General features: G+C 69.4%; 13 protein-coding genes. 4 read left to right on the top strand and 9 right to left on the bottom strand.

The features are described 5' to 3' along the window. Positions 1-835 precede the first annotated feature (835 nt). On the bottom strand, positions 836-2,404 hold the full coding sequence (locus ABKA17_RS10630; protein ID WP_353691698.1) for a DUF4192 domain-containing protein: 1,569 nt from the start codon (positions 2,402-2,404) through the stop codon (positions 836-838). 173 nt (positions 2,405-2,577) lie between these two features. On the opposite strand from ABKA17_RS10630, the gene ABKA17_RS10625 reads away from it, so the two are divergent. Together ABKA17_RS10625 and ABKA17_RS10620 are read left to right on the top strand one after the other, a co-directional pair. Next, entirely contained in the window at positions 2,578-4,743 is a 2,166-nt protein-coding gene (locus ABKA17_RS10625) for a RecQ family ATP-dependent DNA helicase (protein ID WP_353691697.1), read from the top strand. Positions 4,744-5,056: 313 nt separating this feature from the next. Further along, positions 5,057-5,692: a hypothetical protein gene (locus ABKA17_RS10620; protein WP_353691696.1), complete on the top strand. Its 636-nt coding sequence runs from the start codon at positions 5,057-5,059 to the stop codon at positions 5,690-5,692. Between the two features lie 558 nt (positions 5,693-6,250). Here ABKA17_RS10620 and ABKA17_RS10615 read toward each other — a convergent pair. From ABKA17_RS10615 to ABKA17_RS10605, 3 genes are all read right to left on the bottom strand, one after another. Further along, positions 6,251-6,883 (bottom strand): hypothetical protein, encoded by a 633-nt coding sequence (locus ABKA17_RS10615; RefSeq protein WP_353691695.1) that lies wholly within the window; start codon positions 6,881-6,883, stop codon positions 6,251-6,253. Positions 6,884-6,950: 67 nt separating this feature from the next. Beyond that, positions 6,951-7,652, bottom strand: coding sequence for a ribonuclease HII (gene rnhB / locus ABKA17_RS10610; protein WP_353691694.1), 702 nt, complete (start codon positions 7,650-7,652; stop codon positions 6,951-6,953). An 82-nt stretch (positions 7,653-7,734) separates the two neighbouring features. Further along, positions 7,735-8,358 (bottom strand): TetR/AcrR family transcriptional regulator, encoded by a 624-nt coding sequence (locus tag ABKA17_RS10605; protein WP_353691693.1) that lies wholly within the window; start codon positions 8,356-8,358, stop codon positions 7,735-7,737. A 187-nt stretch (positions 8,359-8,545) separates the two neighbouring features. On the opposite strand from ABKA17_RS10605, the gene ABKA17_RS10600 reads away from it, so the two are divergent. Then, the gene (locus ABKA17_RS10600) at positions 8,546-10,093 is read left to right on the top strand and encodes an MFS transporter (RefSeq protein ID WP_353691692.1); all 1,548 of its coding nucleotides are present in this window, start codon (positions 8,546-8,548) and stop codon (positions 10,091-10,093) included. 320 nt (positions 10,094-10,413) lie between these two features. On the opposite strand, the gene ABKA17_RS10595 is transcribed toward ABKA17_RS10600, so the two are convergent. The 3 genes from ABKA17_RS10595 to ABKA17_RS10585 all read right to left on the bottom strand — a co-directional run bounded on the left by ABKA17_RS10595 (position 10,414) and on the right by ABKA17_RS10585 (position 12,807). Further along, entirely contained in the window at positions 10,414-11,319 is a 906-nt protein-coding gene (locus tag ABKA17_RS10595) for an ADP-ribosylglycohydrolase family protein (protein ID WP_353691691.1), read from the bottom strand. Between the two features lie 104 nt (positions 11,320-11,423). Then, the gene (locus ABKA17_RS10590; protein WP_353691690.1) at positions 11,424-12,083 is read right to left on the bottom strand and encodes a histidine phosphatase family protein; all 660 of its coding nucleotides are present in this window, start codon (positions 12,081-12,083) and stop codon (positions 11,424-11,426) included. A 118-nt stretch (positions 12,084-12,201) separates the two neighbouring features. After that, complete coding sequence (locus ABKA17_RS10585; protein ID WP_353691689.1) at positions 12,202-12,807, bottom strand: YdbC family protein; 606 nt, start codon at positions 12,805-12,807, stop codon at positions 12,202-12,204. Positions 12,808-12,954: 147 nt separating this feature from the next. Here ABKA17_RS10585 and ABKA17_RS10580 point away from each other — a divergent pair, with 147 nt between their 5' ends. Next, a complete protein-coding gene (locus tag ABKA17_RS10580; protein WP_353691688.1) occupies positions 12,955-13,488 on the top strand; it encodes a TerD family protein in 534 nt (177 codons plus the stop codon). Between the two features lie 242 nt (positions 13,489-13,730). On the opposite strand, the gene ABKA17_RS10575 is transcribed toward ABKA17_RS10580, so the two are convergent. Both ABKA17_RS10575 and nrdR read right to left on the bottom strand, forming a co-directional pair. Next, the gene (locus ABKA17_RS10575) at positions 13,731-16,625 is read right to left on the bottom strand and encodes a vitamin B12-dependent ribonucleotide reductase (protein ID WP_353691687.1); all 2,895 of its coding nucleotides are present in this window, start codon (positions 16,623-16,625) and stop codon (positions 13,731-13,733) included. A 161-nt stretch (positions 16,626-16,786) separates the two neighbouring features. Next, positions 16,787-17,326: a transcriptional regulator NrdR gene (nrdR, locus tag ABKA17_RS10570; RefSeq protein ID WP_353691686.1), complete on the bottom strand. Its 540-nt coding sequence runs from the start codon at positions 17,324-17,326 to the stop codon at positions 16,787-16,789. Positions 17,327-17,354 lie beyond the last annotated feature (28 nt).

The following is a 17,354-nucleotide window of genomic DNA, read 5'->3' as shown; positions in this document are numbered from 1 at the left end:
GAGGATGTCGCCGAAGCGGGGAGGCCGTCCGGACGTGCCTCCCGTGGGACGTCCGCGCCCAGAGCCGTCGCCCGACCGGGACGGCCCTCCGGATGCGCCGCCTGAGCGGGAGGTGGACCGGAAACCGCTGCCGCGCGCGGATGGACGGCTCGGCCCGTCGGCCAGGCGACCGCAGCATCCCCCTCAAGCGATGCGGGCGCGTGTCGGCCCCGGCCGGAGGACGCGGAGCTGCCGCTCGGGCCTCCCGGATCAGGCCGCTCTGCACCGCTTCCGTACGGTGGCGTGCTGGTCTGCGAACCGGGCCCGCCCGTGGCGGAGCGGTTGTCGTCGGAGGCGGAGGGCGGAGTCGGCTGAAACATGGGCGGCTTCTTCTGCGCTCTGTGCGCCTCGGGCGTGGTCGGCGTCGGCGTGGTGGTTCCTGAACGGTCTGGGCGGTGTGCCGGCAGGGCCCGTCCAGGCGTTCCGCCACTCAGGTGAACGGAACAGAGCTCCTCGGGGTCACGCCTGTGACCGGCCGAGCCGACCGAATGGCGGCCGGTGCTCGGTCGGCGGAGGCCCTGACCGCCCGCGGCGAGGGCCGACACACCTGAGGCAGCGCTCCGGCCGCCCGAAGTTCCCGCGTGCCTGGCGTGTGGGGACGCACGGAAGGCCGTTGCCCGGTCCGTCCGGGAGGCGGGACGGCGACGAATGCAGGCCCGGCCAAGGGCGGCATTCAGTCCGTCGGTGAGCCACCGACGCACCGGCATGAGCCGACTCACCGACGGCCAAGGACCCCATCCAGCCAGGACCCTTGCGAACCGCCGTCGCCACCGCCCCGTAGCCCGACCGCGCTCGCTCACGCGTCTCCTTCGGTGTCGGCACCCCGGCTGCGCACCGCCCTGTTACGCGTGCGGTTCACACGTGCGGCGAGCGGCCTCGTGCCTCCCGCCGTCGGTGTCCGAGGGCGCGAACCGTTGGAACCGTGCCCCGGTGCCTTCGCAGCGGCGGAGTCGGTGGATCGCATCCTGCGTCGGCGGCCGGTGGCCGGCGCGGGGCAGGGCGTGGGTTCGTCGGTGTCACCCGGCTCCAAGTCCTCACCGCCGTCGGGGTTTTCGGAGCCCGGCTGTTTCCTGTCCACACGCTCCGCCCGCAGACAGCGGCGGATCGACTCCGGGTCCAGACCCTCGTTGCAGGCCTGGTGCAGCAGTCGGGCGAAGAGGTAGTCGGGGTCCGCGCCCAATGCCATGGCCAAGGCCTCCCTCGCCTCCAGACCGTCCCCCGTGGACCAGGCGACCCAGCCCGCCAGGGTGAGCGGTGCGGCCGCGTGCTCGCCGTACGGCCCGACGCAACGTCGGGCCAGAGCCCGCCACAGACGTAGGGCGGGGGCTGCCTCGTCGCCCTCCATCCACTCGGCCGCGCGGTCGCGGGTCGTGCGGTCCTGGAGACCGAGAAGGAGCGTCGCGGCCTCGTCGTGGTCGAGCAGTTGGTCGTCGCGGAGATCCTCGGTGAGCGTGCCGGACACGGGCGGAGCCTGTGTGAAGCGCCGCATGATCTGCCTCGCCAGCTCCAGTGTCTCCTCGGCCATCCCCGCACGGCTCGCGCCGTCGAGAATCCTCGGGACGATCGCCATGCTGCCCGTGTCCAGGGCGATCTCCTGAGCCAGCGCGGACGCGTTCTCCCAGGGCAGCAGCCTGCCCCGCAGCTCCCGCAGGGTGCCCCGCACCTGGAGGCCGGCGTAGGTGGCGGCGGCCGCCAGGACGGAGGTGCCGGGCAGGCCCATCGCCTGTCCCTCGGGCGGGCAGCACTCCGCGCCGGTGCAGCAGTACGACCAGAAGCGGCCGTCCGAAATGCACAGGGCCTCGATCACCGGTACCTCAAGGAGACCGCACTCGACGCGCAGCTTCTGGGCGAGGGGACGCAACCGCTCCATCACCTGCCTACCGGACTCGCCTTTCCCGGGCTCCTGACAGAGGTAGGCGACCATCTGCTCGGGGCGGGCCCCCCTGCGCTCGCTGCCGGTGACCAGTCCCTGGGCCAACTGCCGTGCCACGGCAGGCCAGTCGTCACCGTTCCCGGGGATGCCGAGCCTGGCCCGGCCCCCGAAGCGGCCCCGTCCGTCCTTGTCGTGCAGGGCCACCAGGACGATGCTGTCCTCCGGGCGGTACCCCAGCAGATACGGCAGGGCGTCGGCGAGTTCGGCCGGGGTGCGCAGCGTCACCTGATGCTCGCCACCGTGGCCGTCGTACGTGGTGCAGTCGAGGCGATCTGCGGAGGCGGGGCCATCCGCCGGAACGCGACGATCGGCGGAGGCGGGGCCATCCATCGAGGCGGGACGGCCGCCCTGCACCCCGCGCCCGTCGCTCCGCTCACGTCCCGCCCTGTCGCCGTTTTCGGGTGATCCAGTCGTTTCGCTGTGGTTCGTCATGCGCAGACGATCTCGCGGATCATGAAGTTCCGCTTTGCCCTGTGGATAACCCCGATCAGGGACACGCCAATCGGGATCCCGAGCGTGGCTGTCTGTCCACACCTGGCCATCCCGCACCCGCGCCCCGCCTCGGCCGGGCCCGGATTGTCAGTGGCGTCCTGTTGTATGGACGCATGGAGCACACGAGCAACGTCGATCTCCGGGCGGCCGCCGACGCCGTACTGGCCCGCCTCGTCGGGGACACCACGGGCACGGCCCGGCTGCGCGAGGACCAGTGGCGGGCGATCGAGGCGCTGGTGGCCGACAGACGGCGAGCCCTCGTCGTACAGCGCACGGGCTGGGGCAAGTCCGCGGTGTACTTCGTGGCGACGTCGCTGCTGCGCTCCCGGGGCAGCGGCCCCACCGTGATCGTCTCGCCGCTTCTCGCGCTGATGCGCAACCAGGTCGACGCCGCGGCCCGGGCCGGCATCCACGCACGCACCATCAACTCCTCCAACACGGAGGAGTGGGACACCGTCCAGGCGGAGATCGCGGCCGGGGAGGTGGACGTCCTGCTGGTCAGCCCCGAGCGGCTGAACAACCCCGACTTCCGCGACCAGGTGCTGCCCAAGCTGGCCGCCGCCACCGGGCTCCTCGTGGTGGACGAGGCCCACTGCATCTCCGACTGGGGCCACGACTTCCGGCCGGACTACCGACGGCTGCGCACCATGCTGGCCGATCTCCCGCCGGGTGTCCCCGTGCTGGCGACGACCGCCACGGCCAACGCGCGCGTGACGGCTGACGTCGCCGAGCAACTCGGTACCGGTGGTACATCTGACGCCCTGGTCCTGCGCGGCCCACTGGATCGGGAGAGCCTGAGTCTGGCCGTTCTGCCGCTGCCGGATGCCGCACACAGGATGGCCTGGCTCGCCGACCACCTCGACGGGCTGCCGGGATCCGGGATCATCTACACGCTCACCGTGGCTGCCGCCGAGGAGGTCACCGCCTTCCTCCGGCAGCGGGGCCACACCGTCACCTCGTACACGGGCAAGACGGAGAACGCCGACCGGCAGCAGGCCGAGGACGACCTGCTCGCCAACCGGGTCAAGGCCTTGGTGGCCACTTCCGCACTCGGCATGGGCTTCGACAAGCCCGACCTCGGATTCGTGGTCCATCTCGGGTCGCCCTCCTCCCCCATCGCCTATTACCAGCAGGTGGGCCGTGCCGGGCGCGGCGTCGAGCACGCCGAGGTGCTCCTCCTGCCGGGCAAGGAGGACGAGGCGATCTGGGAGTACTTCGCGTCGCTCGCCTTCCCGCCGGAAGACCTCGTGCGCCGCACGCTCGACGTCCTCACGCGCGCGACCGGGCCGATGTCGCTGCCCGCGCTGGAGCCGCTGGTGGAGCTGCGCCGCTCCCGGCTGGAGACGATGCTCAAGGTCCTGGACGTGGACGGCGCCGTCCGGCGGGTGAAGGGCGGCTGGGTCGCGACCGGCGAGCCGTGGACGTACGACGCGGGTCGGTACGACTGGGTGGCCCGGCAGCGCAAGGCGGAGCAGCAGGCGATGCGCGAGTACGCGTCCACCACGGGCTGCCGGATGGAGTTCCTGCAACGCCAGCTGGACGACGAGGACGCCAAGCCCTGCGGCCGTTGCGACAACTGCGCGGGCGCGCGCTTCACGGCGGACACCTCCACGGCAGCGCTGGACGCCGCTCGCGTCGATCTGGGCCGGGCCGGCGTCGAGGTCGACCCGCGCCGGATGTGGCCGACGGGTCTGCCGGCGATCGGGGTCGAGCTCAAGGGACGTATCCCGGCCGGTGAACAGGCCGCGCCGGGACGGGCATTGGGCCGTCTGTCGGACATCGGGTGGGGCAACAGGCTGCGGCCGATGTTCGCCCCCCAGGCCCCGGACGGTCCGGTGCCGGACGACGTGGCGAAGGCCGTCGTGGGCGTGCTGGCCGACTGGGCCAAGGGCCCCGGCGGCTGGGCTTCGGGCGCGGCGGACAGCGGGCCGCGGCCCGTCGGTGTCGTCACCGTCCCGTCGCGCACCCGGCCACGGCTGATCAACTCCCTCGGCGCACACATCGCGGAGGTCGGCCGGCTGCCGCTGCTGGGGTCGGTGGAGTACGCGGGCGACGCGCCCCCGCTCTCCCGGAGCAACAGCGCCCAGCGCCTCAAGGCGCTCGACGGAGCTCTCACGGTGCCGCCCGCCCTCTCCGCCGCGCTTGCCGAAGCCGGAGGCCCGGTCCTCCTCGTGGACGACTTCACGGAGACGGGCTGGACCCTCGCGGTGGTGGCTCGGATGCTCCGACGAGCCGGTGCGCAGGGGGTGTTGCCGCTGGTGCTGGCAGTACAGGGTTGATGACGCCGCGTCGCGGAATCCCGACTCCGAAGGCACGCTGCGCCCGCCTGGCACCTCGGGAGTCCGCACCCCTCTGACATGCGTGGACGTCCCAGGCGTCACATGGCGCTTCGCCGGGTAAGGATATAAACCACACACCGCCAGATATCGGTCGGTGGCCCCAATTGCTCGTTGCCGCAACCAAGTTCGACAGGAAGAATTGAAGTCCGCTCCCCGCACGGCTCGCCCGTGGTCCGGTAGGGCTTTGCTGCGGCGTGCGCTCCCCCGAATCCGACCCCGCCCGCAGTATGGGCGCGTAGCCGAAGGGAGGACCGTGACCTTCGGATTCGCTCCGTCCTCCGCGGCATCCACGTCGACGTCTGCCGACCTGTCCGCCGCATCCGCCAACCCGTTGACCCGCATGCTCGAACCCGCGGAGTGGGCCGCAGCCGGAATTCCCCTGCTGCGCAATCCCCGGGAGGTGGTCAGTGGACTGCACACCCGGCACCGTCCGAAGCCGGCGACCGCGATCGTGGCCGTGCTCGATCCCGACGAGCGGCTGCGCGCGAGTGCGTCGTTCATCCGCCGCCCGGCCCCGGCCGACGGCTGGATGTTCCGCAACGTGTTGCTCGCCCAGTTGCGTCGAGTCATCCCGCACGACCTGCGGCGCCGTACACCGGTGCGCACCGCCGTGCTGCTCTACTGCCGTGACGGCGACGCGCGTTGGACGGAGGAGGACGGCGCGTGGATGTGGGGCCTGCGAGATGCCTGCACCCTGCACGGGCTGCGCTGCGGCGCGTACATCACGCTGACCCGCGACGGCTGGCAGGTTCTCGGCGAGGGACGCGGCGGCCGCCGCCCCAACTCCGACTCGTCACCGGAGCCTTTCGCCCTGTCCGACGCCCCGCCCCCGCTGCCGCGCACCGGCGGCGCCGCCTCGGAAGTCCTGCGCCGCGCGGCTGCCCGCTGAAACAACTCCCGGAGTGCCCGACCGACCCTTGCGGATCAGAGGTCGGGCAACGCTCCGGGTTCACACGATGGAGCGGTCTGACCGAGCATCGGATCGCTCCGGTGGGGGCATGATCGCCGCGTACGGCACGCGACTTCACGACGTCATCGGACACACGTCATCGGACACACGACTTCGCCTTCGTAGAGCATGCGAGGTCGAGTTCGTAGGACATGCGACGTCGAGTTCGCGGGGATGCGGCTACGTTCGAGTACTCAGGGACATCCGGCTACGACGGCACGCACCTCCGCCCGCCCTGCGACAGGCAAGCAGGCAGGCAGGCAGGCAGGCAGGCAGAGGGAGTCTCGGACCCCGCGCAGCGACAAGTCGACCCGCTCCCCACTACGGCGCGGACCCACGGCGCATCCACTCCGCGTTTTCAGGGCGCGCCAAGGCGGGGGAAGACGCGCACGGACCGTCCCCCGATCGTCCGCGCACGACAAACCCCCCGCTGTACAGGCGCCGCCGCAACGGCGCCTTCGTCACCCCCAGAGTCCCCCCGGACGTGCCGGAGCGGGCTCAGACGCGCGCGCCCAACACCGAGTTGATCTGCTGCGGGTCACCGCAGACGATCAGCAGGGCACCGGCCCGACCGAGCGCCAGGGGCAGAGCGGTCGCGGCGACGGAGTCGGGACCGCCGTTGACGGCGACCACGACCACGGGACGCGTGGTGGCACGGCTCGCTACGGCGGCGTCGGCGTAGAAGACGTCGTCGCCCGCGTCGTGCTGGGCCCAGTAGGACGTTTCACCGAAGGACAACTCGTGGGCGGCCCACGGGTGCTGTTCGCCGGTGGTGATGACCAGCACGTCACTGGGGGCACGGCCCGAGTCCAGGAGCAGGTCCACGGCTTCCTCGGCGGCGTCGAGCGCGCCTTCGGGAGAGGCCGGGATCAGCTGGACCTGCGGGGATGCCGGAGCGGCGGTGGTGTGGGCGGCCGGACCCGAAGGTCCGGGCTTGACGGCCACGTCACGCGGCGTGCGTTGCACCGGAGGCGTGGGCCGAAGGGGGCCGGGACGGCCGGGACGCGGATGCGCCGCGGGCCGGGGGCCGGGTACGGGACGGGGGGTCGGCGCGGTACGGCCGGTGGCCGAAGCAGTGCGGGGACCCTGGGCACTCTCGTGAATCTGAGGCTCCTCGGGAAGGAGAGGCATGGCTGACTTTTATCAAACATTGGTGCGGCTCGCGCCAGCGGGTGGCACATGAGTGCGAGCGGAACGGTCAGAAATCGAAGCCGAGCTGGCCCTCGATCTCCGGAACGCCTCCGTCCGCCCAGCTGCGGGCCTTCTTGAGATGCCGCCACTGGGGCAGCGAATCAAGATACGCCCACGACATCCGGTGGTACGGGGTGGGGCCCCGCTCCTCCAGTGCGGCCTTGTGCACGGGCGACGGATACCCGGCATTGTCCGCAAAACCGAAGTCTGCATGGTCGATACCCAGTTCGGCCATCATTTTGTCGCGCTGAACCTTGGCGATCACCGAAGCCGCCGCGACCGCCACACACGACCGGTCGCCCTTGATCACCGTACGGACCTTCCAGGGCACCCCGAGATAGTCGTGCTTACCGTCGAGGATCACCGCGTCGGGCTGGACCGGCAGGGTCTCCAGAGCCCGGACCGCCGCCAGTCGCAGCGCGGCCGTCATGCCCAGGTCGTCGATCTCCTCCGGCGAGGCGTGCCCCAGGGCGTACGACGTCACCCACTTCTCCAGCTCCGCGGCCAGACGGGTACGCCGCTTTATGGTGAGCAGCTTGGAGTCGGTGAGACCTTCGGGGGGTCGACGCAGTCCGGTGATCGCCGCGCAGACGGTGACGGGGCCGGCCCACGCGCCGCGCCCCACTTCGTCGACACCGGCAATGATCTTCGCTCCGGTCGTGGCGCGGAGGGAGCGCTCGACGGTGTGTGTAGGTGGTTCGTACGGCATGGCGCCCTTAGCCTACGCCGCCTGGATCACCAGGCGACACCCTGGTTTCCCCGAGTCTCGTCACCGCCGTTCCGGGTCGCGTTCAGCCGCCGGTCCTGCGCAACAGCGGGACCATCAGCTGGTCGATCATCTCCTCGAGATCCTGATCGCCCCATTCACTTGCGCACATCTTGGATCGGTACATCATCATGGCCGGAATGGCATCGAAGACGTAGCTGTTCGCAGCGTCGGGACGCACCTCATTCCGCTCGATTCCACGGGTGATGACCTCGCGAAGCAGCCTGATGGTCGGCTCGACGACCCCTTCGAAGATCACACCATGAAAGCGCTCCGCCTGAACTGGATCGCATTCGTGAATCACTGAACGGAGCGCGAAACCGGGACGCGAGTACATCGCCTCACGCGCCTGCCGACAGAGTTCCAGGAGGTCCTCGCGCACACTGCCCAGATCGGGTGCCGTCTCGATGATCGGGAGTCCGGACTGGAGTGCGTCGACGACGAGATCCTCCTTGGACGGCCAGCGACGATAGACCGCGGCCTTGCCCGTCTGAGCTCCGGCGGCAACGCCCTCCATCGTGAGGCCCTTCCAGCCGACCGTACTGAGTTGCTCCAGCGCGGCGTCGAGGATCGCGCGTTCGAGCACAGCGCCGCGCCGACGGAGGGAGGCCGCCTGAGCGGGGGCGGCCGTCCAGCGCGAGGTAACCATCTGAGTGACTCCAGCGAGCAGGGGAAGCGGGGTTTTCCGGGGACACGGGCACAGTGCGCGGTGACGACGGGGGACACACCACGCGACGAGAACCTAAGTGAACGCTTGCGTTCACTATGAAGGACTCACTACGGTTGACGCGACAGTGAACGCGAGCGTTCACTAACGCACTTGTGGGGGACCCATAGTGACAACCTCTCAATTGATCAAGGATCAGAAGCCAGGTGCGGCCCGCCGGGAGGGACACCCCGGCATCGCACTGACCGTCATCGCGGCCTGCCAACTCATGGTGGTCCTCGACGCGACGATTGTGAACATCGCCCTCCCGCACATTCAAGACGCTCTCAAGTTCAGCACCACCGACCTCACCTGGGTCGTCAGCGCGTACACACTCACCTTCGGCGGCCTGCTGCTCCTCGGCGGCCGGGCCGGCGACATCCTCGGCCGACGCCGCGTCTTCACGGCAGGCATCCTGCTGTTCACCTTCGCCTCGCTGCTCGGCGGACTCGCCCAGGAGCCGTGGCAGTTGCTGGCCGCGCGCGTGCTCCAAGGCGTGGGAGGCGCGATCGCATCGCCGACTTCGCTCGCCCTCATCACCACCACGTTCCCCGAAGGCCCGGAGCGGAACCGGGCGTTCGGAGTCTTCGCCGCCGTTTCCGCGGGCGGCGGCGCGATCGGGCTGCTCGCGGGCGGCATGCTCACCGAGTGGCTCGACTGGCGCTGGGTGCTCTTCGTCAACGTGCCCATCGGTGTCCTGATCGCCGTCCTGACCCCGCTGTACATCAGCGAGTCCGAACGGCACACCGGCCGCTTCGACATCGCCGGCGCCCTCACGTCGACGGCAGGAATGGCGTCTCTCGTCTACGGGTTCATCCGCGCGGCGGACCAGGGCTGGCGGGACAGCCTGGCCATCGGTTCGTTCGGTGCCGCGATCGTGCTGCTGCTCGCCTTCGCCTTCATCGAGACCCGGGCCAAGGAGCCGATCACACCGCTCAGGATGTTCGCCGACCGCAACCGCTCGGGCACGTACGTGATCATGCTGAGCCTGGCCGCGGCGATGTTCGGCATGTTCTTCTACATCGTGCTCTTCGTGCAGAACGTGCTGGGGTACACCCCGATCGAGGCCGGCCTCGCGTTCCTGCCGGTGACGGTCGTGATCGCCCTCGGCGCGGGCCTGTCCCAGCGGTTCCTGCCCGTGCTCGGTCCCAAGCCGTTCATGATCGCCGGCTCGGCGCTCTCGATGATCGGGCTGTTCTGGCAGACCCTCATCAGCTCCGACAGCTCGTACGCGGGCGGAGTGCTCGGTCCGATGCTGGTCTTCGGCTTCGGCATGGGCCTGAACTTCGTCACCCTGACGATCACGGCCGTCTCCGGGGTCGCCCCGCACGAGGCGGGCGCCGCGTCCGGACTGCTCAACGCGACGCAGCAGGTGGGCGGATCGCTCGGCCTGTCCATCCTGACGACGGTCTTCGGCTCGGCCAGCAAGGACGAGGCGGAGAAGCAGCTGCCGCAGTTCATGGCCGACGCCTCGCCCGAGCAGAAGGCCGAGTTCGCCAAGACTCATGAGCTGCCCGCTCCCTGGGGGCACGAGGTACTCACCCAGGGCATCTCCACGGGCTTCGTCGCCGCGGCCTCGATGGCTGTACTGGCCCTGGTCACCGCCTGGTTTGTCATCAAGGTCCGCAAGAGCGACCTGGAGGCACTCGCGGGCACAGCGGGTCCCGGCATCGGCTGACTCGACCGGGCCCGCGCGGAATCGCGGACGGCCGGACCCCGCCCGGGGTACCGATGACGACGGTCCGGCCGTCAGCACCCCACGCACAGGACGCGACGCGCCACCGACTGCGCGTCGCCGTCCGGCCCACATTCCGGCCGCCACGGCCAGCAGGACCACCAACACGGGCATGAACGGCATGACCACCCCCTGCGCCCCTCGTGAGTCACCCACTCTGTGCAGGCCCATAGGCCACACAGCGGTTGCCACGACAACGAGCCGATGGTCACGCAGAGTTCCCGATATGCACAGAGAGTTTCATGCACGTGGATGAAGAGGGTTCAGCCCGACGCGGGCACCCACTCCGGCAGGGCCTCGGTCCGCCCCACCCACTCGGCAGGCGGTGTCCCGGCCTTGCCCCCGGCGATCACGCCGCCCACGATGGCGCAGGTCGTGTCCACGTCGCCGCCCACCTGGGCCGTCGACCAGAACGCCTCCTCGTAGTCCCCGAGGGACCGGGCGGCCGACCAGAGCGCGAAGGGCACCGTGTCATGGGCCGTCGTACGCCGTCCGCAGCCCAGCACGGCCGCGACGGTGCCCGCGTCGCCGTAGTCGAGCATGTCCCGGGCGCGGCGCAGGCCCGCTCCGACGGCGCTCTTCGGGACGAGGGCGATGACGCCGTCCAGGAGTGCCTCGGGGCTGGGTGGGCCACCAGGGGCCGCGGCCAGCGAGGCCGCCGCGGCGACGGCCATGGCGCCCACCACGGCCTCGCGGTGCTGATGCGTGGGGTAGGCCGAGATCTCCGCCTGATGAATCGCCTGCTCCGGGTCGTCCGCGTACCAGGCACCCAAGGGGGCGATCCGCATCGCGGCGCCGTTGCCCCAGGACCCCTGCCCGTTGAAGAGCGCGGCGGCGAGCTCACGCCAGTCGCCGCCCTCCCGGACCAGGCGCAGCAGCCGGTTGACGGCGGGGCCGTAGCCACGGTCGAAGTCGTGGTGGTGCGCGAAGGAGTGCGCCAGTGCGTCCTGGTCGATCCGGTGATGGGCGGCCAGGACCGCCACCACGGAGCACGCCATCTCGGTGTCGTCCGTCCACTGCCAGGGCTCGGGCGGCAGCTCGCGGCGCTTCAGCAGCGGGTAGTTCACCGGCACGAAGAACTGTGAGCCCAGCGCGTCCCCCACCGCGAGTCCGCGCAGGCTGGACAGGGCGCGGTCCAGGCGCCCGTCGGGAGAGGAATCAGCGGTCATCGCCCTGCCACTCTAATTCGTTGTCATCAGGTCCGGCATCACACAGATGGTCGCCCCGCCCGGGCGGGCAGCTACCAGGCACACCGCGACCGCCGGATCTCCGTCTATCCGGTGACTCCGTAGGGCTCGGGATCACGCCACTGCTCGAAGGGCCGGTCAAGCACGTACTTGCCGTCGTCCCCGAGAACGAGCATCCGCATCTCCGCGTTCCCCGGATTCGACAGCGACTCGAATTCCGCGACCGACCAGTGGAACCAGCGCATACAGAACAGGCGCATGGCGAGGCCATGGGTCACCAGCAGGACGTTGGGCGGATGGTCGGGGGCCTCGAAGCTGCGGTAGAGGCTCTCCAGGAACCCGCCGACCCGGTCGTACACATCGGCCCCGGACTCTCCCTGGGCGAACCGGTAGAAGAAGTGCCCGTACGCGTCCCGGTAGGCCTTCTGCAGACGTACGTCGTCCCGGTCCTGCCAGTTCCCCCAGTCCTGCTCCCGCAGCCGGGGCTCCTCCCGCACCCGCACGAGCTCCGGGTCGAGGTGGAAGGCGCGGAACGTTTCGTGAGTACGGCGGTACGGGGAGACGTACACGCTGATCCGCTCGCGTCCGAACACCTCGCGCAGCCGTTTGCCCGTCTCCTCGGCCTGCTGCCAGCCTCGCTCGGTCAGTGCCAGCGCGTGGTCTGGCTCGCGTTCGTACACGGAGTCATCAACATTGCCCGTTGACTCGCCGTGCCGGACAAGGACGATGCGCCGTGGTCGTGCCATGCCAAGACCCTAGATCGAGTGATGGCCGATCGAGCACCCGTACGGCCTCCATACGGCGTAGGTCACACATTTCCTGCACCATGGGCCACATCAGGGCACCCGTTTGACAGTCCGGTTCTCAAACCGTCCAGCCCGGCTCCAGCTCCACGATGTCGCCCGTCAAGGACGCCACATCCGCTTCCGTCTGGGCCCGCAGGGCGAGGCGCTCGATCCGTTCCGTGCGGTACTTGCCGTGTTCGGCCGCCGACTGCCACATCGAGAGCACCAGGAACTCATGGCCCGGCGCCTCACCGAACAGGCCGCGGATCATGCCGGGCGAGCCGGCCATCGCCGGGTTCCAGACCTTCTCCTGCATCAGCGTGAAGTGCTCGGCGCGCTCCTCGTGGACGCGGCAGTGGGCGACCCGCACCAGGTCGGTGTCGGTGAAGCGCGGTTCGAAGCCGGTCTTCACGTCGAAGCGGTAGTCGAAGAGCTTGGCCTGCGCGTCCTTGTACGTGCCGGACTGCGCGGACGCGAGCCGGTCGTGGGAGCGGGCCATGAAGGAGTCGTAGAAGGAACGGCTTTCCCAGAAGGAGAAGACGTGCGCCACTCCGGGCCGTCCCCGGCTCCAGCCTCCGCCCTGTCCCCGAAACCCCGGCTCCCCCAGAAGCCCCGCCCATTTCCGCTGCCCCCGCTCGAAGCCGCGGCGGTCCACCACGGTGCAGCGAATCCACTTGACCAGCACCGCGCCATCGTAAGGCCCCACAGCGTGGCGCCGGTCACGCTCCGACGGAGATCTCTCCCGCGAGCGGCACGCGCGCGTGGCAGGATGGACAACCGGCCGCGACTGCCTGGCAGTTCGCACCGTGGGACACGGGGAAGGGGAAGCCTGGTGAACGGCCTCAACAAGGGGATCCGCAAAGTCGAAGTCTCGCTGAAGTGGGACCCGAGCCCGGCGGGGCATCCCGCCACCGATCTGGACATCGTCGCCGCGACCTATCAGGCGGCCGATCCGTACGGGGCCCCCGCCTATGTGGTGCACTTCGACAGCCGCTCCCCCGACGGGACCATCACCCTCAACCGGGACAGCAAGGACGGCAAGGGCTTCGGCTGGGACGAGGTCATGACCCTGGAGCTCGACCGGCTCGACAGCCGGTACGCGCGCGTGGTCGTCGGTGTCGTCATCCAGCAGCGCTCCGAGGAACGGACGTTCGTCGGCGTCAGCAACCCGGCGCTGCGGATCCGTGACGGGTACACGGTCCTGACCGAGGACGACTTCGGCAGTGTCCTCGGGGCCACCGCGGCGACGGTCGCGGAGTTCGTGCGGGACGGGTCGGGAACGTGGGAGCTGCACTCCGGCATCCACGGGTTCGAGGACGACCCGGCGGAGTACACCCGGGCCATGGGACAGGTGCACCGACCCTGATCAGGTAGTGCCTGGTGTGTCCGGTGTGCGCTGGCGCAGTTGGAGCCCGTGCTCGAACAAGGAAATGGCCACCTGGCTCACCGGAGGATCGCGCACTCGATTCTCTTGATCATGGCGAGGATCCTGCCATCGGGCCGAACCACTGACCGGACCGCTGACCAGCGCGAAAGCCGAGTGGGGAGCCGGCATCACGCCGACTCCCCACCTCAAGCAGTCAGTTCACGCCTCAGTGGCGCTGACCGTCAGCTGCAGCCGCTGGTCGAACCGCAGCCCTCGCAGATGTAGCAGGAACCGGCCCGCTGCATCTTCGTGCCACAGGAGAAGCAGAGCGGGGCGTCCGCCTGGATGCCCAGCTGCATCTCCACCAGCTCGGCGCTGGTGTGGGCCTGCTTCGGGGCGGGCTTGGCCGCCTCGACCTCGGCCTTGGGGGTGACGACGGCCTTCAGCTCCTGGGTGCGCGGCGCCGACTGGGCCAGGCCCTCGACGTCGACCTCGTCGTCGGACGGCTCGTACGAACCGGTCTCCAGGTGACGCTGACGCTCCTCGGCGGAGTGGATGCCGAGCGCGGAACGCGTCTCGAAGGGCAGGAAGTCGAGCGCCAGGCGGCGGAAGATGTAGTCGACGATCGACTGCGCCATCCGCACGTCCGGGTCGTCCGTCATGCCGGCCGGCTCGAAGCGCATGTTGGTGAACTTCGAGACGTACGTCTCCAGCGGCACGCCGTACTGGAGGCCGACGGAGACCGCGATGGAGAAGGCGTCCATCATGCCCGCGAGGGTCGAACCCTGCTTCGACATCTTCAGGAAGACCTCGCCGAGACCGTCGTCCGGGTAGGAGTTGGCGGTCATGTAGCCCTCGGCGCCACCGACCGTGAAGGACGTGGTGATGCCGGGACGACCCTTCGGGAGACGCTTGCGGACCGGGCGGTACTCGACGACCTTTTCGACCGTCTCGCGGATGGTCGCCTCGGCCTTCGCCGTGACCTCGGCCTTCTCCTTCTCCTTGGTTTTGGCGGAGAGGGGCTGACCGACCTTGCAGTTGTCGCGGTAGATGGCGAGCGCCTTGACGCCCATCTTCCAGGCCTCGAAGTAGACCTCTTCGACGTCCTCGACGGTCGCCGTCTCCGGCAGGTTGACCGTCTTGGACAGCGCGCCGGAGATCCACGGCTGGATCGCGGCCATCATGCGGACGTGGCCCATCGCGGAGATGGAGCGCTCGCCCATGGCGCAGTCGAAGACCTCGTAGTGCTCGTGCTTGAGGCCGGGGGCGTCGACGACATTGCCGTTCTCGGCGATGTGGGCGACGATCGCCTCGATCTGCTCCTCCTGGTAGCCCAGGCGGCGCAGGGCCTGCGGGACAGTGCCGTTGACGATCTGCATCGAGCCGCCGCCGACCAGCTTCTTGAACTTGACCAGTGCGAGGTCGGGCTCAAGTCCGGTGGTGTCGCAGGACATCGCGAGACCGATGGTGCCGGTCGGGGCGATGACCGACGCCTGGGCGTTACGGAAACCGTTCTTCTCACCGAGACGCAGCACGTCCTGCCAGGACTCCGTGGCGGCGGCCCAGATCGGCGTGTCCAGGTCGTCCATGCGGACGGCCTTGGTGTTCTCGTCCGCGTGCTGCTTCATGACCCGCAGGTGCGGCTGCGCGTTGCGGGCGTAGCCGTCGTACGGGCCGACTACCGCGGCAAGTTCGGCGGAACGCTTGTACGACGTGCCCGTCATCAGGGAGGTGATGGCACCGGCGAGGGCGCGGCCGCCGTCGGAGTCGTAGGCGTGGCCGGTCGCCATCAGCAGGGCGCCGAGGTTGGCGTAGCCGATGCCGAGCTGGCGGAACGCGCGCGTGTTCTCACCGATCTTCTGCGTCGGGAAGTCCGCGAAGCAGATGGAGATGTCCATCGCGGTGATGACGAGCTCGACAACCTTCGCGAAGCGCTCGACCTCGAAGGACTGGTGGCCCTTGCCGTCGTCCTTCAGGAACTTCATCAGGTTCAGCGAGGCGAGGTTGCAGGACGTGTTGTCCAGGTGCATGTACTCGCTGCAGGGGTTCGAGCCGTTGATACGGCCGGACTCCGGGCAGGTGTGCCAGTGGTTGATGGTGTCGTCGTACTGGATGCCCGGGTCGGCACAGGCCCAGGCTGCCTCGGCCATCTTGCGGAACAGGCTCTTGGCGTCGACCTCTTCGATGACCTCGCCGGTCATGCGGGAGGTCAGGCCGAACTTGCCGCCCGTCTCCACGGCCTTCATGAACGTGTCGTTCACACGGACCGAGTTGTTGGCGTTCTGGTACTGGACGGACGTGATGTCGTCGCCGCCCAGGTCCATGTCGAAGCCCGCGTCACGCAGGGCGCGGATCTTCTCCTCTTCCTTCACCTTGGTCTCGATGAAGTCCTCGATGTCGGGGTGGTCGACGTCGAGGATGACCATCTTCGCGGCACGCCGCGTGGCGCCACCGGACTTGATCGTTCCTGCGGAGGCGTCGGCACCGCGCATGAAGGAGACCGGGCCGGAGGCGTTGCCGCCGGAGGACAGCAGCTCCTTGGAGGAGCGGATCCGGGAGAGGTTCAGGCCGGCGCCGGAGCCGCCCTTGAAGATCATGCCCTCTTCCTTGTACCAGTCGAGGATCGACTCCATGGAGTCGTCGACGGCCAGGATGAAGCAGGCCGAGACCTGCTGCGGCTGGGGCGTACCGACGTTGAACCACACAGGGCTGTTGAAGCTGAAGATCTGATGCAGGAGGGCGTACGCCAGCTCGTGCTCGAAGATCTCGGCGTCGGCGGGCGTGGCGAAGTACTTGTAGTCCTCGCCGGCCTTCCGATACGTCTTCACGATGCGGTCGATCAGCTGCTTGAGGCCGGTCTCGCGCTGCGGGGTGCCGACGGCACCGCGGAAGTACTTGCTGGTGACGATGTTGACCGCGTTCACCGACCAGAAGTCGGGGAACTCGACGCCACGCTGCTCGAAGTTCACCGAGCCGTCGCGCCAGTTGGTCATGACGACGTCACGGCGCTCCCAGGCCACCTCGTCGTACGGGTGTACGCCAGGGGTGGTGTGGATGCGCTCGATACGCAGTCCCTTGGTCGCCTTGGTGCCCTTGGCGCGGGAACTCCGTGCCGGACCGCTCGCCGTCTCTGTCATGCCGCCTCCCTGTACGGGCTAAAACGCCCTGAAGTGCCCCGATGTTCCCGTGGCACGGTGTTCTGTCTGGTGCTGCGGGCACCCTCGCTGCCGCCCGCAACAGGTCTTCGATCGCCGCCGTCCGGTCGGTCCCGGGGTCTCCGTCCGGGCCGACCCGCCGATCAGTCGGCGGCGCCTGCGGGCTCGGGGACCTGTACGGCCTCTCCCGACCCGCCGTCTCCCTGGCTCCCCACATCCGCGTCCGCGTCGGGGTGTCCCGTCGCCTCCCTCAGTTCCGCGATCGCGGCCTCAAAGTCCTCGAGCGAGTCGAACGCCCGGTAGACGGAGGCGAATCGCAGAAAGGCGACCAGGTCGAGCTCCTGCAATGGGCCGAGTATGGCCAGCCCCACGTCATGGGTGGTCAACTCGGCGCTCCCGGTGGCCCGCACGGCCTCCTCGACCCGTTGGCCGAGCTGGGCGAGCGCGTCCTCGGTGACAGGCCGTCCCTGGCATGCCTTGCGCACACCATTGATGACCTTGGTACGGCTGAAAGGCTCGGTGACTCCGGACCGCTTGACGACCATGAGCGAACACGTCTCCACGGTCGTGAAACGACGGGAGCAGTCCGGGCACTGGCGGCGCCTGCGGATCGACGTGCCGTCGTCGGTCGTACGACTGTCGACGACGCGGCTGTCGGGGTGCCGGCAGAAGGGGCAGTGCATGAACTCCCAACCCTCCTCACAGCAGACT

Origin of the sequence: Streptomyces sp. RG80 (genome assembly GCF_040446465.1) — a bacterium.
In the GTDB taxonomy this organism is placed as follows: Bacteria; Actinomycetota; Actinomycetes; order Streptomycetales; family Streptomycetaceae; genus Streptomyces.
This window is presented reverse-complemented; position numbering and strand designations above follow the sequence as displayed.